This window comes from Stappia stellulata DSM 5886 (genome assembly GCF_000423705.1).
Taxonomy (GTDB): Bacteria; Pseudomonadota; Alphaproteobacteria; order Rhizobiales; family Stappiaceae; genus Stappia; species Stappia stellulata.
Map to the genome: position 1 here is coordinate 92,485 of NZ_KE384083.1, position 21,243 is coordinate 113,727.

At 64.6% G+C, this 21,243-nt stretch carries 20 protein-coding genes; 13 read left to right on the forward strand and 7 right to left on the reverse strand.

What is annotated here, in order from left to right; all coding sequences use genetic code 11:
• Positions 1–39: 39 nt before the first annotated feature.
• Positions 40–1,461 (reverse strand): dihydropyrimidinase, encoded by a 1,422-nt coding sequence (gene hydA, locus G572_RS24555; protein WP_037547599.1) that lies wholly within the window; start codon positions 1,459–1,461, stop codon positions 40–42.
• Between the two features lie 145 nt (positions 1,462–1,606).
• On the opposite strand from hydA (G572_RS24555), the gene G572_RS0117640 reads away from it, so the two are divergent.
• The 12 genes from G572_RS0117640 to G572_RS0117695 all read left to right on the forward strand — a co-directional run bounded on the left by G572_RS0117640 (position 1,607) and on the right by G572_RS0117695 (position 13,622).
• Positions 1,607–2,260 (forward strand): GntR family transcriptional regulator, encoded by a 654-nt coding sequence (locus tag G572_RS0117640; RefSeq protein WP_029059601.1) that lies wholly within the window; start codon positions 1,607–1,609, stop codon positions 2,258–2,260.
• A 100-nt stretch (positions 2,261–2,360) separates the two neighbouring features.
• Positions 2,361–2,759, forward strand: coding sequence for a VOC family protein (locus tag G572_RS0117645; RefSeq protein WP_029059602.1), 399 nt, complete (start codon positions 2,361–2,363; stop codon positions 2,757–2,759).
• Positions 2,760–2,837: 78 nt separating this feature from the next.
• On the forward strand, positions 2,838–4,391 hold the full coding sequence (locus G572_RS0117650) for an ABC transporter substrate-binding protein (RefSeq protein ID WP_029059603.1): 1,554 nt from the start codon (positions 2,838–2,840) through the stop codon (positions 4,389–4,391).
• A gap of 77 nt (positions 4,392–4,468) precedes the next feature.
• Positions 4,469–5,434, forward strand: a complete 966-nt coding sequence (locus tag G572_RS0117655) for an ABC transporter permease (protein ID WP_029059604.1) — start codon at positions 4,469–4,471, stop codon at positions 5,432–5,434.
• 1 nt (position 5,435) lies between these two features.
• Positions 5,436–6,311 (forward strand): ABC transporter permease, encoded by an 876-nt coding sequence (locus G572_RS0117660; RefSeq protein WP_029059605.1) that lies wholly within the window; start codon positions 5,436–5,438, stop codon positions 6,309–6,311.
• Positions 6,311–7,321: an ABC transporter ATP-binding protein gene (locus G572_RS0117665; RefSeq protein WP_051242694.1), complete on the forward strand. Its 1,011-nt coding sequence runs from the start codon at positions 6,311–6,313 to the stop codon at positions 7,319–7,321. Before G572_RS0117660 ends, G572_RS0117665 begins: the two co-directional genes overlap by 1 nt.
• Entirely contained in the window at positions 7,318–8,340 is a 1,023-nt protein-coding gene (locus G572_RS0117670) for an ABC transporter ATP-binding protein (protein ID WP_029059607.1), read from the forward strand. The genes G572_RS0117665 and G572_RS0117670 overlap by 4 nt, the downstream gene beginning before the upstream one ends.
• Positions 8,337–9,803 carry an ABC transporter substrate-binding protein gene (locus G572_RS0117675; RefSeq protein WP_037547401.1) on the forward strand — a complete coding sequence of 489 codons (1,467 nt, stop codon included), beginning with the start codon at positions 8,337–8,339 and terminating at the stop codon, positions 9,801–9,803. Before G572_RS0117670 ends, G572_RS0117675 begins: the two co-directional genes overlap by 4 nt.
• On the forward strand, positions 9,796–11,244 hold the full coding sequence (locus G572_RS24560; RefSeq protein WP_051242695.1) for an amidohydrolase family protein: 1,449 nt from the start codon (positions 9,796–9,798) through the stop codon (positions 11,242–11,244). Before G572_RS0117675 ends, G572_RS24560 begins: the two co-directional genes overlap by 8 nt.
• A complete protein-coding gene (locus G572_RS0117685; RefSeq protein ID WP_029059609.1) occupies positions 11,241–11,900 on the forward strand; it encodes an aspartate/glutamate racemase family protein in 660 nt (219 codons plus the stop codon). Before G572_RS24560 ends, G572_RS0117685 begins: the two co-directional genes overlap by 4 nt.
• A 22-nt stretch (positions 11,901–11,922) precedes the next feature.
• Positions 11,923–12,846 carry a dihydrodipicolinate synthase family protein gene (locus G572_RS0117690; RefSeq protein ID WP_029059610.1) on the forward strand — a complete coding sequence of 308 codons (924 nt, stop codon included), beginning with the start codon at positions 11,923–11,925 and terminating at the stop codon, positions 12,844–12,846.
• Positions 12,846–13,622: an SDR family oxidoreductase gene (locus G572_RS0117695; protein WP_029059611.1), complete on the forward strand. Its 777-nt coding sequence runs from the start codon at positions 12,846–12,848 to the stop codon at positions 13,620–13,622. Before G572_RS0117690 ends, G572_RS0117695 begins: the two co-directional genes overlap by 1 nt.
• Before the next feature lie 627 nt (positions 13,623–14,249).
• On the opposite strand, the gene hydA (G572_RS0117700) is transcribed toward G572_RS0117695, so the two are convergent.
• The 5 genes from hydA (G572_RS0117700) to G572_RS0117720 all read right to left on the reverse strand — a co-directional run bounded on the left by hydA (G572_RS0117700) (position 14,250) and on the right by G572_RS0117720 (position 19,265).
• Positions 14,250–15,662 carry a dihydropyrimidinase gene (hydA, locus tag G572_RS0117700; protein WP_029059612.1) on the reverse strand — a complete coding sequence of 471 codons (1,413 nt, stop codon included), beginning with the start codon at positions 15,660–15,662 and terminating at the stop codon, positions 14,250–14,252.
• A complete protein-coding gene (locus tag G572_RS0117705; protein ID WP_029059613.1) occupies positions 15,659–16,945 on the reverse strand; it encodes a cysteine desulfurase-like protein in 1,287 nt (428 codons plus the stop codon). The genes hydA (G572_RS0117700) and G572_RS0117705 overlap by 4 nt, the downstream gene beginning before the upstream one ends.
• A gap of 29 nt (positions 16,946–16,974) precedes the next feature.
• The gene (locus G572_RS0117710) at positions 16,975–17,712 is read right to left on the reverse strand and encodes an amino acid ABC transporter ATP-binding protein (protein WP_029059614.1); all 738 of its coding nucleotides are present in this window, start codon (positions 17,710–17,712) and stop codon (positions 16,975–16,977) included.
• Positions 17,712–18,386: an amino acid ABC transporter permease gene (locus tag G572_RS0117715; RefSeq protein ID WP_029059615.1), complete on the reverse strand. Its 675-nt coding sequence runs from the start codon at positions 18,384–18,386 to the stop codon at positions 17,712–17,714. The genes G572_RS0117710 and G572_RS0117715 overlap by 1 nt, the downstream gene beginning before the upstream one ends.
• A 78-nt stretch (positions 18,387–18,464) precedes the next feature.
• Positions 18,465–19,265: an ABC transporter substrate-binding protein gene (locus tag G572_RS0117720; RefSeq protein WP_029059616.1), complete on the reverse strand. Its 801-nt coding sequence runs from the start codon at positions 19,263–19,265 to the stop codon at positions 18,465–18,467.
• Between the two features lie 178 nt (positions 19,266–19,443).
• Here G572_RS0117720 and G572_RS0117725 point away from each other — a divergent pair, with 178 nt between their 5' ends.
• Complete coding sequence (locus tag G572_RS0117725) at positions 19,444–20,163, forward strand: FadR/GntR family transcriptional regulator (protein ID WP_029059617.1); 720 nt, start codon at positions 19,444–19,446, stop codon at positions 20,161–20,163.
• Between the two features lie 62 nt (positions 20,164–20,225).
• Here the strand turns inward: G572_RS0117725 and G572_RS0117730 are convergent, their stop codons facing one another.
• Positions 20,226–21,110 carry a LysR family transcriptional regulator gene (locus G572_RS0117730; RefSeq protein ID WP_029059618.1) on the reverse strand — a complete coding sequence of 295 codons (885 nt, stop codon included), beginning with the start codon at positions 21,108–21,110 and terminating at the stop codon, positions 20,226–20,228.
• Between the last annotated feature and the right edge of the window lie 133 nt (positions 21,111–21,243).

Consider the following 21,243-nt stretch of genomic DNA (forward strand, 5'->3'; position numbering starts at 1 on the left):
CTGCCGGCACTGAGGCCTGCCCGCCCGGAGACATGAGACCTAAACAACCGGCTCGCGCGCCATCATGGCAGCGCTCTTTTGCATCTCGACGCGCTGACCGCGCCCCGGCCGCGCCAGAATGGCCCCATCCTCGACGATCACCTCGCCCCGCGACAGGACCGTGGTCGGCCAACCGGTGACCTCGCGACCCGCAAACGGATTGTAGCCAACATTGTCATGCAGATCGTTGTCTCCGAAGACCCTGCGAACGGCCGGATCCCAGATCGCGATATCGGCATCGGCGCCCGGCGACAAATGTCCCTTGTTTGCAAGGCCGAAGATGCGGGCGGGGGCGGTGGACGTCAGCTCGACGAACTTCTCCGCGCCAAGCCTGTCGCCGTGAACCATCGCATCGAACATCAGCGGAAGCCGAAGCTCCAGCCCCGGCAAGCCGTTGGCGATGCGATTGAAAGGGGCGGCCGCGCCATTGGCGAACTTGCCCGTCTCATCCATCCGGTAAGGCGCGTGATCGGACGTCACAAGCTGGAGATCGCCAAGCGCCAGTGCCTGCCAGAGGGCGTCCTGATCCTCAGCCAGCCGCTGGGGCGGGCTGCACATGACACTGGCGGCCTCGCGGCCCGGGCGATCCAGCACATCCTGCGTCATGAACAGATAATGCGGGCAGGTTTCCGCAAAGACCGGCACACCGCGTGCCCGCGCCGCACGCACAATTGCAATGCCCTCCTTCGTGGAGACATGAAACAACATCACCGGCTGTCCGGTCGCCTCGGCGAAGCGGCAGACACGCTCAAGTGCCTCCAGTTCGGCAAGGCGCGGATGGGACGCGGCGTGATACTTCGGCTCGCTCTTGCCGGCATCCAGCAGCCGCGCGGTTGCCCAGCGGATGAGCCCGTCGTTTTCCGCGTGAAAACAGACCATCGCCCCATGGGCGCGGGCGACATCCAGGACATTGAGAATCGAGAGGTCGTCGAGGCGCACCTTGTCATAAGTGGTGAAGATCTTGATCGAGCGATGGCCCGCCTCGATGAGACGGGCGACGTCGTCGAGGTTCTCGCCGGACGTATCGGCCACGATCATGTGATAGGCGTGATCGGTCAGCGCGCCGCGCTCGGCAAGCTGCGCATAGTCGGCCAGGACCTTGGAAATGCGCATGCCCGGATGCTGGGCGGCGAAGGAGACCGTCGTGGTCGTTCCGCCAAAAGCCGCCGAACGGGTCGCGGTCTCGAAGGTGTCGGCATTCATCAGACCCGCACCGGACAGCTGCTCGATGTGGCAATGGGTATCGACCCCGCCCGGCATCACCAGACGATCGCTCGCGTCGATCTCGCTGCGCCCCGGCGCCAACCCGTGACCGAGCGCGGCGACCCGCCCCCCACTTATGGCTACATCGGCCTTGAAGCGGCCTCCGGCCGTTACGACGGTTCCGTTTCGGATCACCGTGTCATAGGCAGTTTCGGTCATGATGCCTCCTTTCATTGCCCATTTGATATACACACTGTATACCGACACTGACAACGGGCTCCATTGCCGATAGAGTAGGCAATGAGCAATGGTTGGGAAATGTGTCCGGGACAAGCGTCCGGCGGACCCGCGCGGAGCACAATGAATGAGCAGCACCGAACCCGGACAAACGCTGGCCGAATCCACGCACGACCGCTTGCGGAAAATGATCGTCAGCGGCGAGCTTCCAGCTGGAACGCGGCTGCAGGAAAAACCCTTCGCGGACCGTTTGGGCGTGTCGCGTACACCCGTACGCGAGGCGATTGCCCGGCTTGTGTCGGAAGGTCTCGTCACGCGATCGCTGGGTGGCGTGCCGGTGGTGAACCAGATTTCCATCTCGGAAATCATTGAAATCCTTCACGTTCGGCGTCTACTGGAATGCGAGGCGGCCCGCCAGGCGGCAAGCGTCAACTCTCCTGTCGAGCCGCTTCTGGAGCTTCGCGCCCGCACCCAGGCCGCGCTTGAGGGCCCTCGGCCCGGCCCCGGGGAACACGCGGAACTCGATGAGGACCTCCACAGCACGATCGCGCGGATCGCGGGCTCGAAACTGCTCACGGAACTCGTTCAAAGCCTGAAGCTGAAGACCCGCATCTTCGACAAGGGCTTCATTCCCGACCGCTTCGAGCCGGGTCTGCACGAGCACCTGGAGATTCTGGACGCGATTCTCGCGCGGAATCCCGACCGGGCCGGCGAAGCGATGCGCCGCCATCTGGACAACGTGCGCGAAGCGATTCTTACCCATATCCACCGTTTGTACTGACGTCGCGCCAGCTATCGACGGCAGCGTCGACGCACGCCCATTGACACTGCATTCATACGGTATACCATCAGCATGCTATCAGACCAAAGGAAGAGCGCCCATGACTGACACTCCCGCCGTCCAGCGCCCGGAAGGCGAAGCGCAGCTCACCATCACCTTTCTCTATTACCGCGACATTCCGCGAGCCCAGGCCTTCTACGAGACGGTTCTCGGCCTGACGCTCGCCATCGATCAGGGCTGGTCGAAGATCTACAGGATCGCAGGCACCGGTCACGTCGGCCTGGTCGACGAGACGCGAGGCGCGCATCGCGCGGCCGACACCAAGCCCGTCCAGTTGTGCCTGCGGGTCGATGACGTCGACGCCTGGCATGCCTGGGTGAAAAGCTGTGGCGTCGCCAATCTGACCGAGGCCAAGGACAGCCCGTCGCTCAAGATCCGCGCCTTCATGTTCGACGATCCGGAAGGCTACCAGATCGAGATCCAGACGCCCCTCGCCTGATCGTCCGTTTTTCCTCGAAACAACCAGCAAACGAGGGCGGCCCACCGCCCCGCAACACCACCGGATGGGAGTCCCCCGATGACACTGCATACCGATTTCAAGCATCTTCTTGCCTCCGTCGCCGTCGTGGCCATGACCGCGACGGGCGCCATTGCCGCCGACAAGTCCCTGACTGTCGGCCTCACCTCCGACGCGGTTCACATGGACCCGCAGGCGGGCGAAGAGCTCAGCTCCAACATCATGTACTACCACCTCTACGACCCGCTGGTGCGCCGCGACGCCGAGCTGCAGTTCGGTCCCGGCCTGGCGGAGAGCTGGGAGCTTACCGACGACGTCACCTGGGTCTTTACCCTGCGCGACGGCGTGACCTTCCATGACGGCGACACGCTCAAGGCTTCCGACGTGGTCTTCACGCTCGACCGGCTGAAGGGCTCGCTGATGGCCAATCTCGCAGCCAATATCGAGAGCTTCCGCGCCATCGACGACAGCACGGTCGAGATCAAGACATTCCGCCCCTATGCGGCACTGCCGAACGACCTGGCCGCCATCCTGATCCTCTCCGAGGATCACGTGAAGAAGGTCGGCGACGACCTCGACCGCCAGCCGATGGGCACTGGCCCCTACAAGCTGGTGGAGTGGGTCAAGGAAGACCGCATCGCACTCGAAGCCTTCGACGATTACTATATGGGCGAAGCCGAGATCGAGACTGTCACCTTCCGCCCGATCACCAATCCGGCGACCCGCACGGCGGCGCTCCTGACCGGCGAAGTCGACATCGTGCAGGATCTCGCGGTGCGCGACGTCGACCGGGTGAAGCGCTCGGAAGGCTATGAAATCATTACACGTCCGAGCCTGCTGAACCTGGTGCTGGCACTCGACATGCGCGCCAAGAGCCCGACGATCGAGGGCGACAACCCGATGACCGACCGCCGCGTGCGCGAAGCCATGGCGCGGGCGATCGACGTCGACACGATCTCCAAGATCATCATGAACGGCCTGTCGACGCCCTCCGCGCAATATGTGCCGGAAAGCCACGTCGGACATGTCGACGGCGAGAACTTCCACGAGATCTATCCGTTCGACGTGGAAAAGGCCAAGGCGCTGATGGCGGAGGCGGGCTACGCGGACGGCTTCACGATGACGCTGGATGCAACCAACAACCGCTATGTGAACGATGCACAGATCGCCCAGGCGCTCGCCTCGATGCTGGCGAAGATCAACATCGATCTGAAGCTGAACCTGATGCCCAAGTCGAACTTCTTCGGCTACATCCGGGTGCCGTCCGACCAGTCTAGCTTCATCATGTCGGGCTGGGACGTCCCTTCCGGCGACGCTGGCTCGATGTATGGCGTGATGTTCTATTCGCGCGACAAGAAGGACGGCTACGGCCAGGTCAACCGCGGCTCCTACTCCAACCCGGAGGTGGATGCGCTGATCGACAAGGCCGACAGCACCCCGCGCGTGGAAGAGCGCGACGCCCATCTGCAGGAGGTCACCAAGATCCTGCTGAAGGACATCCCGATGATCCCGGTTCACTACGAGCAGGACATCTACGGGGCGAGCACGGCGGTGGACTTCACGCCGCGCACGGACAAGTTCCTGTGGGCCTACGACATGGATATCGAGGGCTGATCCCTCTTCCATCGAACCGGCGGTGCGTCAGCGCCGCCGGTTTTCCTACCTGAGACAGCCAACCAGGGATTGCGCGCGTGCTCGGTTACACGATCAAACGTCTCTTGCAGATGGTCTTCGTTCTCTGGATCGTATCCGTCATCGTCTTCTTGATGATGAGCTTTACCGGCGATCCGGTTTTCATGGTCATCCCCATCGATTCAACCCAGGCGGAGATCGACCAGGCGCGCCGGATCCTCGGCCTCGATCGCTCCTTGTTCGAGCAGTATCTCGTCTTCATGAAGGGGATGCTCCAGGGCGACTTCGGCCGGTCCTACGTCTACCGCCAGCCGGCGATGGACCTGATCCTGGAACGCCTGCCCGCAACGATGGAAATCGTCGTCGTGGCGATGATCTTCGCGGCCCTGGTGGCCGTTCCGCTCGGCGTCTACGCCGGCGCCAACCCCAACCGCACGACCAGCCGCGCCATCATGTCCGGCTCGCTGCTCGGCATTTCGCTCCCCAGCTTCTGGGTCGGCATGATGCTGATCTTCCTCCTGGCGGTCCAATGGCAGATCTTCCCGTCCTCGGGACGGGGCGAAACGGTCGACTTCCTGGGACTGAAGCTGTCGATCCTGACGCTAGACGGGTGGTATCACATCATCCTGCCGTCGCTGACGCTGTCGCTTGCGACAATGGCGATCATCCTGCGCATCACCCGCGCCGGCATGATGGAGGTCATGCGCCAGGACTACATGAAGTTCGCCCGCGCCAAGGGCGTCTCGCGTCGTGGCGTGCTCTACGGGCACGGATTGCGCAATGCGCTGATCCCGGTCGTCACGATTTTCGGCCTCCAGCTCGGCGACCTGATTGCCTTCGCGACGATTACGGAAACCATCTTCGCCTGGCCCGGCCTCGGCAAGCTGCTGATCGATTCCATCTATCGCGCCGACCGCCCGGTGATCGTGGTCTATCTGATGCTGGTCGCCTTCATCTTCGTCGTGATCAACTTCCTCGTCGACATGGTCTACACCTGGATCGACCCGCGCATTACGGTGAAATGACATGAGCGCGACCTTCCTCTCCTCTGAATTCTTCCACAACTACAAGCGCAACGCCTCGGCGATTACCGGCAGCATTGTCCTCCTGGTCTTCACGGTGATCGTGGTGGCCGGCCCGCTCTTCGTGGCGCAGGACCCCTATGACGTCGGCCAGTTGAACCTGCTCGACAGCTACAAGCCGCCGGTCTGGCTGGAGGGCGGCGATCCGCGCTTTCTGCTCGGCACCGACGGCCAGGGACGCGGCGTGCTCGCCGGTATCCTCTACGGCACCCGGGTTTCGGTGATGATCGGCGTCACGGCCATGCTGATGTCGTGCCTCATCGGAACGACGGCCGGGCTTCTCGCCGGCTTCTACGGCGGGCGGCTGGATGCGACGATCATGCGCATCGCCGACATCCAGCTCTCCTTTCCCTCCATGCTGATCGCGCTGTTCCTGATGTCCGCCTTCGGCACCGGGATCGACAAGGTGCTGATCGCGCTGACCGCCGTCGGCTGGGTGGTTTACGCCAGAACCGTGCGCGGCTCGACGCTGTCGGAAGTGCAGAAGGAATATGTGCAGGCGGCCCGCGTCGCCGGCCTTCGCGATGGCAAGATCATCCGCCGTCACGTCCTGCCCAATGTCATGACACCGCTGATCGTCGTTGCCACCGTTCAGGTCGGCACCTTCATCCTGATCGAGGCGAGCCTGTCGTTCCTGGGCGTCGGCGTGCCGATCACCCAGCCGTCGCTCGGCCTCTTGATCAAGAACGGCTTCGACGTCCTGTTCTCCGGGCTGTGGTGGACCTCCGTCTTCCCGGGCCTCTTCATCATGGCGCTGGTGTTCGGGATCAACCTGTTCGGCGATTTCCTGCGTGACGAACTGAATCCGAGGTTGAAGTAATGGCCGAAGCAAAACCGGCAAACGCCGCGGCACCGGAAACGCTGCTGCGCGTGGAGGATCTGCGCACCTGGTTCCACACGTTCTCCGGAACGGTGAAGGCGGTCGACGGCGTGAGCTTCTCCGTCAAGCGGGGCGAGATCATGGGCCTCGTCGGCGAAAGCGGCGGCGGCAAGTCCGTCGTCGGCTTCTCGATCCTCGGCCTGATCGACCCTCCGGGAAAGATCGAGAGCGGCGCGATCGAGTTCAACGGCGAGAACCTGAAGGACGCCGGCGACGCACGGCTGCGCGACATTCGCGGCCGCGACATCGCGATGGTCTTCCAGGATCCGATGACCTCGCTCAACCCGCTGCACACCGTCGGCGAGCAGATGGACGAAATGCTTCGTCTGCACACGGACATGGATGCAGGCCAGCGTCAGGCACGCTGCGTGCAGGTGCTGGAGGATGTCGGCATCTCGCGGGCGGCCGACCGTTTGAAGTCCTATCCGCACCAGTTTTCCGGCGGCATGCGCCAGCGCGTGGTGATCGCCATCGCGATGCTGGCACAGCCCAAGCTCGTGATCGCGGACGAACCGACGACGGCGCTCGACGTCACCATCCAGGCACAGATCCTGAAACTGATGCGCCGGCAGATCCGCGACAACGGCGCCTCGATGATCCTGGTGACGCACGACCTTGCCGTTGTTTCGGAGATGGCCGACCACATCACCGTTCTCTACTGCGGCAAGGTGGTGGAACGTGGGCCGACCGACGATGTCATCCGCCGTCCGTCACATCCCTACACCCGCGGGCTGATCGACAGCATCCCAAATCCGGCGCACCGCATGGCTCGGCTCAAGCAGATCCCCGGCGCCGTGCCGGACATCCGCAAGCTGCCGAAGGGCTGCAACTTTCAGGACCGCTGCCCGCGCGTCGGCACGCTGTGCCGCGAAAGCGAGCCGCCGCTGGTTGCGACCGGCGCGCGCGCCCATGCCTGCCATTTCCCGCTGAAGGAAGGGGAAACCGAATGACCGCCATGCTTCAGGTCGAGAACCTGCACCAGGAATTTCGTATCGGCGGATCGCTCCTGGACCGCATGAAGTTTGCCGACGGACGCCTGCGGTTCCCCGACACGCGGGTGAAGGCAGTGAACGGCGTCTCCCTCTCCGTCAATCGCGGCGAAGTCGTCGCACTCGTCGGCGAAAGCGGATGCGGCAAGTCGACGGTCGCCAAGACCATCGCCCGCATTTACCGCCCCTCGCAGGGCGCGATCCGCATCGAGGGCGAGGACATCTCCTCCTACGGCGTGCGCGAGATGCTGCCCGTGCGCTCCAGGATGCAAATGATCTTTCAGGATCCCTTCGCCTCGCTCAATCCGCGCCAGAAGGTGCGCGACATCGTCGCCGAACCGCTGCTGGAACAGACGCAAGGACGGGCCGCGCGCAAGGAAGTCGCCCAGAAGACGCTGGATCTTCTGGCCCGTGTCGGTCTCAACACCGAGCACGCCGGTCGCTATCCGCACCAGTTTTCCGGCGGCCAGCGCCAGCGCATCGGCATTGCCCGTGCGCTGTCGGTCAATCCGGGGCTGATCATCGCGGACGAGCCGGTCTCCGCGCTCGACGTCTCGATCCAGGCGCAGATCCTCAACCTGATGATGGACCTGCGCGACGAGTTCGGTCTCGCCTATCTCTTCATCAGCCACGACCTCTCCGTGGTGCATCACATCGCCGACCGGATCGGCGTGATGTATCTGGGTTTCCTGGTGGAGACGGGGTCGCGCGAAAAGCTGTTTTCCGCGCCGCGCCATCCCTATACGCGCGCGCTGCTGTCGGCCGCCCCCTCCATCGAGAAAACGCGCCCGCGCGAGGAAATCGAGCTGAGCGGAGAGGTTCCCTCCGCGCTCGACCTGCCCAGCGGGTGCTGTTTCCGCACGCGCTGCCCGCTCGCCTTCGAGCGCTGCAAGGTGGAGCGACCCACGCTGAAAGACATGGGCGACGGACAACAGGTTGCCTGCCATCTCACCGACGAGCCGGAGCGCGATACCCAATGACCTATGCTGACGCCGCCCCCGTGGCGATCGCCCTGCCCCGCCTGCCGCTTGGCGATCCGCATGACTGCACCGACGCCAACGACGAGCTGACGCTCTATCAGACCTTCTACGACACGCTGGTGAAGCGTCGCGAGGGCGCCTACCACCCGCATCTCGCCGACGGCTGGCGGGTGAGCGACGATGCTCGCACCTGGACCTTCGACATCCGCGCGGGCGTGGCGTTTCACGACGGCACGGCCTGCGACGCTGCCGCGGTTGCAAAGTCGCTCGAGCGCATGGCGCGTGAGGACAAGGGCTATACGCTGGGGTCCCCCGCCGTGTGGCGCCAGTATCTGGGCGGCGCGGAGATCGAGGCCGACGGCCTGACGCTCACGGTCCGTCTGACGGCGCCGATGGCCGACCTTCTCGACGTTCTTGTCCAGGGCTTCATCGTCGCGCCGTCCGTGTTCGACCGCCTCGATGCCGGTGAAACATCCGTCATCTGCGGCACCGGCCCCTACCGACTGGAGAGCGCGGCCGACGACAGGGTGACGGCAACCCGCAACCCGGATCATTTCGCGGATGGCTCGAAGAACGACACGCTCGTCTTCGTCCTCGAAAAGGACGCCGAGGAGCGGGTGCGCATGCTCGCCGACGGGCGGGCACAGGTCGCCAACTCGCTCGATCCGCATCTCGGCGCGGTTCCCGGCGCGACCCTGGTGCGCTTCACCGCACCGGTCGCGATCATCTATCTGCTGAACTCCGCCAAGGGTCCGCTGCAGGATGGCCGCGTGCGGCGTGCGCTGTCGCTTGCCGTCGACCGCGAGGCCCTGATCGACACGGTCCTCGACGGCGCCGCCGATCCGCTGCACGGCTTCGTCAGCCCGCGCCATTATGGTGCCGGAAGCGATCCCGTCCCCGGCCCGGATGTCGCAGCGGCGCGCGCCCTTCTTGCCGAGGCGGGATATCCCGACGGCCTCACGCTGACCCTCGACTGCCCGACCCGCCTGCCCGACGAGGCACAAAAGCTCACCGCCGACCTCGGCGCGCAGCTTTCCGCCATCGGCGTTACCTTCGACGTGCGCATCCACGAGGACCGCGAGGCCTATGCCCACATGGTGCGGCGCAAGGAGATCGGCGACCTCTGCGTGTTCGATTCCAGCCCGATGTCCACCTTCCGCGTACTTTACGAGAAGATCGACTCCCGCACGGCCGGCGCCTGGTGGCAGGGCTATCGAAACGAGGCCATCGAAGCACTGATCGACGCGGGACGGGTCACGACGGACACGAAGGCCCGCGCAGCACTCTACCGCAAGGCCTATGCGGAACTGCAAAACGATCCGGCGTGGCTGACGCTCTACAATCCGCATCGCGCGGTTGGCCTGCGCGGCGATCATCCCGACTTCAAAATGCGCGAAGACGGTGTGATCGACGTCGCCGACCTTCCCGCCTTCACCACCGACACGGAGACCGCCAATGGCTGATCTCATCGTCACCGGCGGAACCGTCATCGCAATCGATGCGGAGCGTCGCATCATCGAAAACGGCGCCGTTGCCATATCCGACGGGCGCATCGTCGCCGTCGGTCCGGCAGCGGAGGTCGCGGAGCGCTATCCAGACGCGGAAACGCTGGACGCGACCGGCAAGGTGGTCATGCCCGGACTGATCGACGTGCATGCCCATGCCGGCCACGGATTGATCAAGACGATGGGCATGGACAGCGGCAACCGCTGGGAAGAGATCTGCGGTGAGGTCTACACCACCGGCTCGACGCCCGAGTTCTGGCATGCCGAAGCACGGCTTGCGGCGCTGGAGCGGCTCACCTTCGGCGTCACCACCGGCGTGTCGCTGCTTGGCGGCGGCGACACCATCATGCGCACCGACGACCCCGTCTATGGCGCGGCCCACGCACGCGGCGTGCTGGAGGTCGGCACGCGCTCCATGATCGCCGTCGGGCCGACACGCGCCCCGCATCCGCGCACCTATGCCAATGGCGGGGCGGATCCGAAGCCGGTCACCTTCGAAACCCAGCTCCAGACCTGCGAACGGCTTTTGGCGGACTGGCACGGCGCCGGCGACAACCGTGTGACGATCGCCCTGCTCTACCCCGTGTTGCGCAACGAGCATGAAAACGACATGCCGCGCGCCGACTACGCAGAGGCGATCCGCCAGGCACAGGCAACCCGCGCGCTGTCGCGCGAGGCGAAGGTCGTCTTCACCCAGGACGGCCATTGGCGCGGATCCGTGGCACGCGCCAAGGATCTCGGCCTGCTCGGCCCCGACGCGCTGCTGTCGCATGCCATCGACATCACCGAGGAAGAAATCGCGATCTGCGCCGAGACGAACACCCGTATCGCGCACAACCCCTCCGCCGTCGCCTCGATCATGGGCCGGTGCCCGGCCATCGAGCTGATGGAAGCCGGCGTCACCGTCGGTCTCGGTTCGGACGCGACCGCGCCGGACCGCTCCTCCGACATGTTTCGCCACATGCAGCAGGCGATGCACTACCATCGTCGGCACTTCCGCGACCCGAGCGTGCTGCCGCCTGGCAAGGTGCTGGAAATGGCGACCATCGACGCGGCCAGGGCGCTCGGCCTCGACGCGGAGATCGGCTCGCTTGAACCGGGCAAACGTGCCGACATGATCCTCGTCGACATGCAGCGGCCGCATCTGGCGCCCGACAACATGGCGGCCCACCGCGTGGTGAATTTCGCCAACGGTAATGACGTCGATACGGTGATCGTCGGCGGCGAAATCTGCCTGAAGGACCGCAAGCCGACGCGCGTCTCTAGCGCTACGATCCTCGCCGAGGCCGAACGCGAGACCAAGGCCATGATCGACCGCATCGGCGCGGCGGCCGATCTGGAGATGCAGGCCGGCTTCTGGAAAGAGCCGCGCCCGCGCAAGACGGAGGCCCTGCCATGACCCTGCATATTCTCAACCCGAACTCCTCGCGCGTCGTCACCGACGGGATAGATGACGCCATCGATCCGATGCGCGCGGGCGCGGGCGTCGACATCCACTGCCATCTGCTCGCCGAGGGGCCGGCGGGGATCGAGACGCAGGCCCATGTCGACGGCGTCGTCCTGCCGCTGCTCGCCCAGGCGCGCGCGCTTGAGGCGGAGGCCTCCGCCTTCGTCGTCGCCTGTTTCTCCGATCCCGGCCTTGCAGCACTTCGCGAGCAAAGCGCCCGTCCGGTGCTCGGCATCGGCGAGAGCGCCTATCTCACCGCGCTGACGATGGGCCAGCGTTTCGGCATCCTCTCGATCAAGCGCGGCTCGGTCGCGCGTCACATCAAGACGCTCGGCGCCATGGGTATCCTCGACCGGCTGGCGGCCGACCGTCCGATCGATCTCGGCGTTGCGGAACTCTCCGACGAGGACCGGACCCGTGCACGCCTGAACGAAGTGGGCACGCAACTTCGCGACACGGACGGCGCCGACGTTCTCATCCTCGGCTGCGCCGGCATGGCGCGTTACCGGCGGGACCTTCAGCAAACCTTCGGCATTCCGGTCATCGACCCGTGCCAGGCGGCAACCGCGATGGCGCTCGGCCGCATCGCGCTTGCCCGCTGCGATTGAACTTGAAAAGGAAAAGATCAAGATGATGAGACTGAGCGAAGACGCACGCGGCGTCTATGTCATTGCCGTCACGCCATTTGCCGACACGGGCGCGCTCGACCTGGAGGGCTGTGACAAGCTTGTCGACTTCTATCTGGAGGCCGGCGCGACCGGCCTGACGGTGCTTGGCATGATGGGCGAAGCGCCCAAGCTCACGGTCGAGGAATCGCGCCAGGTCGTCGGGCGGATCCTGAAACGCGTCGACGGACGCGTTCCAGTCGTCGCAGGCGTCTCTGCGCCCGGCTTCGCCCAGATCGACGCGCTGACCAGGATGGTGATGGGCGACGGCGCCGCCGGCGTGATGATCGCCCCTCCGGGGAGCTTGCGCACCGACGACCAGATCGTCGGCTATTACACGCAAGTTGCGGAACTGATCGGCGACGTGCCCTTCGTGCTGCAGGATTTCCCGCTCGCAACGAACGTGCAGATGTCGGTCTCGACCATCGCGCGGATCGTCAACACGCTTCCCGGCTGCGTCTGCCTGAAGCACGAGGACTGGCCGGGGCTTGCCAAGATCACCGCATTGCGCAAGGCGGGAACGCTGGATCGGCGCATTTCGATCCTCTGCGGCAACGGCGGGTTGTTCCTGCCGGAGGAGATGGAGCGCGGCGCCGACGGCGCGATGACCGGCTTTGCCTATCCGGAGATGATGGCAACCGTGGTCGAACACCATGAGAAAGGCGACATGGAGCGGGCCCGCGATCTGTTCGACGCCTATCTGCCGCTCGCGCGCTTCGAGCAGCAGCCGGGCCTCGGCCTTGCCATTCGCAAATACACCCTCGCCAAGCGCGGGATTATTGCCACACCTGCCCTGCGCAAGCCGGGCAACGCGCTGGACGCGACGACGCGAGGCGAAGTCGACCGCCTGATCGCGCGCCAGGAAAACCGTTTGAAGGAGCTGAACTGATGGATCTGGGTCTCGCCGACAAGACAGCGCTGGTGCTCGGCGCAAGCCGTGGCCTCGGCCGCGCGATTGCCGAAACGCTGGCAGCGGAAGGCGCGCATGTGATCGCCGCCGCCCGCAACGCCGACACCATCCGAGACTGGGCCGCCGATCTGCCGGCCGGCAAGGTCGAGGCGCTCGCGCTCGATCTCACCGACATCGCAGCCATCGACAAGGCCGTCGACGAGCTGCTGGCCAAGGGTGGCGTCGACGTGCTGGTGAACAACATCGGCGGCCCGCCCCCGGGCACCGCACAGGCGGCAAAGCGCGGCGACTGGATCTCCCAGTTCGAGGGCATGGCGGCAAACCTCTTCCACATCACCGGCCGCCTCCTGCCGAAGATGCAGGAACGCGGCTTCGGCCGGGTGATCACCATCACCTCGTCGGGCGTGGAACAGCCGATCCCGAACCTCGCGCTTTCCAACGGCATTCGCGCCGCCGTCGTCGGCTGGTCGAAGACGCTTTCCAACGAAGTCGCCAGGGACGGCGTGACCGTCAACGTGGTGCTACCGGGCCGAATCCACACCGCCCGCGTCGACGAGCTGGACGCAGCCGCGGCCAAGCGCACCGGCAAGCCGGTGGAAGACGTCGCGACCGCCTCGGCCGCCGCAATCCCCGCCGGCCGTTACGGCAAGCCGCAGGAGTTCGCCGATGTCGTCACCTTCCTCGCCTCGACGCGCGCCAGCTACGTCACCGGCAGCCGCATCCGCATCGACGGCGGTTCGATCAAGGGAATCTGAGGCGGGTTGGTCCGCTTCGTCCGATGAAATAAAAGAGCCGGAGCGCGACATGCGCTCCGGCTGCGAGTGATGACAACGCCTTTGAAAGACGTCATCCCGGACTCCGCACAAGCGGACATCCGGGATCGCGGAGGCCCTGCCGTCGGCTTCCATTGGCTTGAAGAAACACACTTTTGGGCTCCCCGATCCCGGGTAGTGGCTCGCACCTTTCCCGGGATTTTTTGTTTCCCGCAATGTTATGGGAAGGATTCTCACCGGGCCCTCACGGCAACGCGAGAGCAGGAAACCACAGACACCACCACTCCCTCCGCCGTCATCCCGACTTAATCGGGGATCCATTGGCACCCTCGGCAAGGTCGCGAGCGTCGAGACGAAGACGAGCTGTGTCGCTTTCAAAACGGCCGGCAAGGCCTGGCCGGTCCCCACGCTCCGCTTCGCGGCCAGGGAACGGTCACCAGGTGGATGACCGCAACACCCCGCATTCGCTCTGCAAACGAATGGATCCCCGATCAAGTCGGGGATGACGCGGGGTGCTTGTTTGCCTTTGTCAGCCACCTCAAGCCGGGGCGGTCCGACCGCGCCGACTTTGTTGTTCCCGCGCCACGCAATGTCAGCGCCCGGAAAACCTCACCGAAACAGGCTGCTCTGCCCGCGCGGGAGGTAGGCGCCCTGCCCCTTTTGCGCGACCAGTTCGCCGTTCTCCACCGCGACGTCGCCGCGCAGCAGGACCGTGACCGGGCGTCCGGTGATCTCCATGCCCTCATAGGGCGTGTAGTCGGCGCCGTGCTGGAGATCCGCGTTGCGGATCGTGCCCTTTGCCGTCGGATCCCAGATCGCGATGTCGGCGTCGGATCCGACAGCAATCGTGCCCTTTTGCGGGTAGAGGCCGTAGAGCTTGGCGTGGTTGGTGGCGGTCAGTTCGACGAAGCGGTTGACGTCGATGCGGCCCGTGGCGACGCCTTGCGAGAACAGGATCTGCAGCCGCGTGCCGACACCCGGAATGCCGTTCGGGATCCAGCGGAAGGACTGTTTGCCCTTCTCCGTCTTCTTGCCTTCGCTGTCCTCGAAACGGAACGGGCAATGGTCGGAGGAAAAGAGATCGAAGACGCCGGTCTCCAGCCCCTGCCAGCAGGCGTCCTGGCTCGGCTTGTCGCGCGGCGGCGGCGAGCAGACGTATTTCGCGCCCTCGAAATCCTCCGTGTCGAGATCCTCGGCGGTGAGCACCAGATATTGCGGGCAGGTCTCGCCGGCAATTTTCTGACCGCGCATCCGCGCGCGACCGACCTCCTCCATCGCCTCGCGGTTGGAAACATGGACGATGACGATGGGGGTGTCGACGATTTCGGCCAGCGACAGCGCGCGGTGGGTTGCCTCGCGTTCGGCGGCGATCGGCCGGCTGGTCGCATGGTGATAGGGCGCGGTGTCGCCGTCCTCCTCGCGCCGCCCGATCAGATAGCGGATCGCGTCCTCGTTCTCGCAATGGACCAGCACGACCTGCTTGGAGCGGCGGGCAGAATCGAGCGTTGCCAGGATCTCGTCGTCGCGCAGGCGCAAGCCCTCGTAGGTCATGAAGACCTTGATCGAGGTGTAGCCTTCCTCGGCGAGCGCCGGCATCTCCTGCCCCAAAACCGTCGGCGTCGGGTCGGAGACGATCAGGTGGAAGCTGACGTCGGTGTAGCAGTTTCCTTCCGCGAGGGCGTGATAGCCGTTGAGCGCCTCGCGCAGGCCGACGCCCTTTTGCTGCAGGCAGAACGGCATCACCGTGGTGTTGCCGCCAAGAAGCGCGGAGCGCGTCGCGCTTTCGAAATCATCCGCCATGACGATGCCGTCGCCAGACGGCTGGGCGATGTGAACGTGACTGTCGATGCCGCCCGGCATGACCAGCAGACCGCGCGCATCGATCTCGCGCGCCCCTTGCGCCAAATCCGAACCGAGGGCGACGATCCTGCCGTCGCGAATACCGACGTCGCAGGGAACCGCATCGGCGGCGGTCACCACCGTGCCGCCGCGAATGACCGTGTCGAAGGCGGGCGCGCTCATGCGGCGCCTCCCTGCGCCAGCTTGCCGCCGGCGCGGGCCGCATCGAGAACGGCGTCCAGCTCCCGCGTCATGCGGTCGAGCTCTTCCAGCGTGTTGTAGTGGACCATGGAGACGCGCACGACGCCGCCGGCTTCGGCCAGTCCGAGCTCCTCGATCAGGCGTCGGGAATGGAAGTCGCCATGACGGATGGCAATGCCCTTCGGATCCATCTCGCGGCACAGCGCTTCCGGCGTCCAGCCGTCCACGGTGAAGGCGATGGTCGGAATGCGCGTCGAGCCGGGGGTATTCTCGCCCTGACCGACAAGATGGACGTCGTCCCGGCCGTTGGCCCAGGCGAGCAGACGGTCGACCAAGGTGTTTTCCTGCGCGGTGATTGCCGCAAAGGCCGCCTCGATCCGTTCGCGCGGCGATGCGTCCGCCGCACCGGCGCGGCGGCCAAGCTCCTGCAGATATTCGGTGATCCCGAGGATCGAATAGGCCAGCTCGTAGTTCGGATTGCCCGGCTCAAGTTTCCCCGGCACTTTGTCCTTGCCGTAGAAATAGTGATAGAGCGTGTCGAGCTCGAGCAGATGGGAATGCTTGCCGTACATCAGCGCGGTATGCGGACCGTAGGTCTTGTAGAGACTGAAGGCATAGTAATCGACATCGAGCGCCTGAACGTCGATGGCGCGATGCGGGGCATAGGCGACGGCGTCGACGCAGATCCTTGCGCCGCGCGCATGCACGAAATCGGCGATCTCGCGGATCGGGTTGATTTCGCCCAGGATGTTAGAGACGTGATGCACGCACACGAGACGCGTGCGCTCGCTCATCAGGGGTTCGAGATCCGACAGCTCCAGCCTCAGGGTCTCGCGGTTGATCGGCCAGGTCTTGATGACGATGCCGAACTCGCTGAGCCGGTCCCAGGGGCCGATGTTGCTTTCGTGATCGGCCACGCAGATGACGACCTCGTCGCCGGGCGACAGCTGGCCGCGCATCGCGGCGGCGAGATTCTGCATCAGGACCGTGGTCGAGGCGCCGAAGACGATCTCGTCGGAGCGATCCGCGTTCACCAGAATCTGCGCCGCCTCGCGGGCTTCCTGAAGGGCCCCGGCTGCCGCCTGGGAGACCTCGTAACTGCCGCCGATCTGGACGTTCTTTTCGTAGAGGAACGTGTTGATGCGCTCCACCGCGCCTTTCAGGATCTGCGACCCGCCGGCATTGTCAAAAAACACCCAGCCGCTTTGCAGGCCGGGAAACTGGGCGCGGACATACTCCATGTCGAGCGGCGCATTGGTGAGCATAACTGTCTCCGAAACTGTCGTATGTGAGATCAATGATTGAGGACCGCGCTGAGAAAGTCACGGGTCCGAGGTTCCTTCGGCGCGTCGAAGATGACTTCCGGCTTGCCGGTTTCCACGATCTTGCCGCCGTTCATGAAGATCACCCGGTCGGCAACCTGGCGGGCAAAGCCCATCTCGTGGGTCACGACGATCATGGTCACGCCGGTTCCCGCGAGATCGCGCATGACGTCGAGCACCTCGCCGACCATCTCGGGGTCGAGTGCGGAGGTCGGCTCGTCGAAGAGCAGCACGCGCGGCTCCATCGCAAGCGCCCGGGCGATGGCAACGCGCTGCTGCTGTCCGCCGGAGAGCTGGCCCGGGTATTTCTCGGCCTGTTCGCCAATGCCGACGCGGTCGAGCAACTCGCGCGCCTTCTTTTCCGCCTTTGCCTCGGACAGCCCGCGAACCCGCAGCGGCGCCAGCATGATGTTGCGAAGAACCGTCATATGCGGAAACAGGTTGAAGGACTGGAACACCATGCCGACCTCGGCGCGCACCTGGGCCAGATGCTTGCCCGGCTCCACCGGGATCTTGTCGACGAGGATGGTGCTCTCTTTCGAAAAGCTCTCCAGCAGGTTGATGCAGCGGATCAGCGTCGATTTGCCGGAACCCGACGGACCGATGACGCAGACCACCTCGCCCTCGGCGATGTCGAGGTCGATGTCGGTGAGCGCTGCGAAGGCGCCATAGTGCTTGTTGAGATTGCGGATCTCGATGAAGGACGACATCAGCGTGCTCCCCTTTGTCCCATGTGACGTTCGAAGCGGGACACCAGTGCCACCAGCGGCCACAGGAATGCCAGATAGATCAGGGCTGCCCCGATCAGCGGGCTGGGATTGGCGGCGAGCGCCTGCGCCTGCGTCGCCTGTTTCAAGAGATCCGGCATGGCGACGACGGAGGCAAGTGCCGTGTCCTTCATGACGTTGATGCAGTTGTTGGTCAGTGGCGGGATCACGATCTTGACCGCCTGCGGCAGGACGACATCGACCATCATGTGCCGGTAGCTCAAGCCCAATGCGCGCGAGGCCTCGAACTGACCCGACGGGATCGCCTCGATGCCGGCACGGAAAATCTCCGCGGTATAGGCGCCGGACACAAGTGTCAGCGCCACGACGGCGGAGAAGAACGGCGACAACCGGATGCCAACGAAGGGCAGCGCGTAATAGACGACGATAAGCAGGACGAGCAGAGGGATCGAGCGGAAGATGTCGATGTAGATCCGGGCGATGAAGACAAGCGGCTTGGCGGCGTAGAGGCGGATCAGCGAGAGAAACAGGCCGAGCACGAGGCCGGCGATGATGCTGGTGGCGCCGATCTGGATCGTGATCCACAAGCCCGACATCAGCATCGGAAAGGTGCGGATCAGGATCGGAACGTTAAAGAAGGTATCGAGCAGGTCCATGGAGCGTCCGAAGGTGCGGGGCCTGAAAGAAAGACGCGGGGAGCGATGGAAACCGCACCCCGCGCCCTGCCGGAATGCTTATTTCAGGCTCGGCATGTCGAGAACCTTCACGGTCGAGGTGGTGTCTTCCGGCGTTGCGCCGAACCACTTCTCGTGCAGCTTGGCGATCACGCCCTCTTCCTTGAGGGTGGTGAGCACCCCATTGACCTCGGTTGCAAGCGGTGCGTCCTTGGCGAACATCATCGAATACTTCTCGCCCGTCTCGATGCGTTGGATCACGGCGAGGTTCGGCTTGTCCTTGGTGTAATAGAGAAGGGCCGGAATATCGCTGATGTAGCCGTCGATGCGCCCTGCCGCGAGGTCGAGCATCGCGGGTGCCAGACCCTCGTAGCGGCGGATTTCGGAGAAGCCGTATGTGTCGATGTTCTCGGTCGCCCACATGTCGCCGGTCGACCCGGTGTCGACGCCGATCGCCTTGCCCTTCATGTCGTCGAGCGACTTGAGGCCGCTGGCGGTCGTCGCGGTCAGCGACTGGTCGCTGTCGTAATAGGGCTGCGCGAAGGTCACCGATTCCAGACGCTTGTCGGTGATGGTGATCGAGGAGACGGCGATGTCGATCCGGCCGGACTGGACGGCGGAGAACAGGCCGTTAAAGGGGATGTTCTCGAAGGCGACGGTCTTGTCGAGACGGCCGGCAACCTCGTTGATCAGATCGATCTCGAAGCCGACGGTCTTGCCGGTTTCATCCTGGAATTCCCACGGCACGTTGCCGATGTTGGCGCCGACGGTCAGATCGGCGGCAAGGACCGGCGCGCTGCCGGCAGCGACGGTCATGAAGCCGGCAAAGGCGGCGGATTTGAGCAATGAACGGATTTTCATGTGAAGTCCCCTGGTGGCGCGTGTTTTTGATTTGGTCTAACTGGTCTGACCAGTTAGACCAAATAACCGCTTTGCAGCGAAGAGTGCAAGGTGGAATGTTGAGCCGCACCGACAGGCACGCAGCGCGTGCCGCGTTCGGCGCACATGCGCGCATAAGGACAAAAAGGCGAAACTGCGGATGTTCACGCGGATCCCGGTGCCACAGGGTGTGGCCCGAAAGCTCCAGACGATGATTCTGGACGGCGAACTGAAGACCGGGGAGAAAATCCCCTCCCAGCGCGAGCTGTCCGAGAAATTCGGGGTGAGCCGCGCGTCCCTGCGCGAGGCGCTGATGACGCTGGAGACGATCGGCCTCGTCAAGACGGAGGCCGGTCGCGGCACCTTCGTCGTCGGAACCTCGCCGGCGTCGGCCAGGACGATGGCCGAATGGCGGTACTCCCACAGCTACGCGCTCAAGGAGGTTTTCGAAACGCGGCTTATGCTCGAAGGCGAGATCGCCGCCCGCGCGGCCGGTCGCGTCGTGGACGACGACATTCAGGCGCTGACGGATCTCACCGACGACATGGAACGCTCCTGGGCGGCGCGCGACTATCTGGCGAATGTCGAGGCGGACCTGAAGTTCCACGCGATCATTGCTCGGGCCTGCGGCAACAAGATGCTGAGCGAGCTCTACGGCCAGGTGCGGGACCAGGTCACGGAAACCCAGCGCCAGCCGATCCCGATCACCGACCCCAAGCGCATGGAAGCCTCCGTGAGCGAACACCGGCGGCTGATCGATGCCCTTGCCCGCGGCGATTCCATTGGCGCGCGTCGCGCCATGACCGACCATGTGATCAACACCGCCGCCTGTGCCGGCTACGACATCCTGGAGGCGGGCGTGGCACATTCGCACGGCTGATCCGGAGTCCACAAACGATCAGAAGGCGCCCCTCGGCGAGAGACGAGACGAAACCGCCCGGGTCAGGACGCAAACCCGGCGACCAGATGGTCGATGAGCAGGCGGACCCGGCGCGGAACCGCCTTTCCGCCCGGATAGACGACCTGAAGCCGCGCTTCCTCGCCCAGATGCGCTTCGAAGAGCGCCACCAACGCCCCCGATTGAAGATCGTCTCGCACGTCGCAATGGGCTTTCAGGGCAATGCCGTGACCGGCCCGGCACCACTCGCGCACCAACCCGCCGTCATTGGCGATCCGGTTCCCCGATACCACGACGGAAACCGCACGACCGTCGATCCGGAACCGCCAGTGATTGTCCAGCGCCTGCCCGAACCGCATCAGGATGCAGTTGTGATCGATCAGCGCGCCGGGATCTGCGGGGGCCCCGTGGCGTGCCAAATAAGCCGGAGAGGCGCACACCAGCCGCCTGTTGTCCGCGAGTTTCCGCACCCGCAGTCCGCTGTCGGCCAGAGCGCCATAGCGGATCGCCAGATCGATCCCGTGGCGGGGCAGGTCGCTGTAGCCGTCCGACAGCTCCAGATCGACGCTCACATGCGGGTGCTCTCCCAGGAACGTGTCGATCAACGGCGCAATCCGGCTCCGTCCGAGATCGACCGGGACGCTCAGGCGGACCGGTCCGCTGACCTGCTCCATGCCGAGGCGAACCCGTGCGTCGAGATCGCTCGCCTCCGCGATCAGCCGGCCGGCACCTTCCGCGAGCACCCGTCCCTCCTCGGTCAGGCTCACCGAGCGCGTTGTCCGGTTGAGCAGCGTTGCGCCGAAATGCGTCTCCAGCGCAGCCAGCCGTTGCGAAACGCTCGTGGGCGACAAGCCGACCTCGCGTCCCGCGGCGGCAAGGCCGCCCTTTTCCACAATCTTGAGAAACAGCGCGAGGTTGTCGAGGTTCATTATCCGTAATTCCCAAATTGTCATTTTGATTTTGAGCGGATTATCTCTTCTTAGCAAACAAGGCATGTTGGCGAAACAACCGCTTCTCACAACGCCTGCCGTCGCGAGAAGCCCACGTTCTCCCGGGCGATGT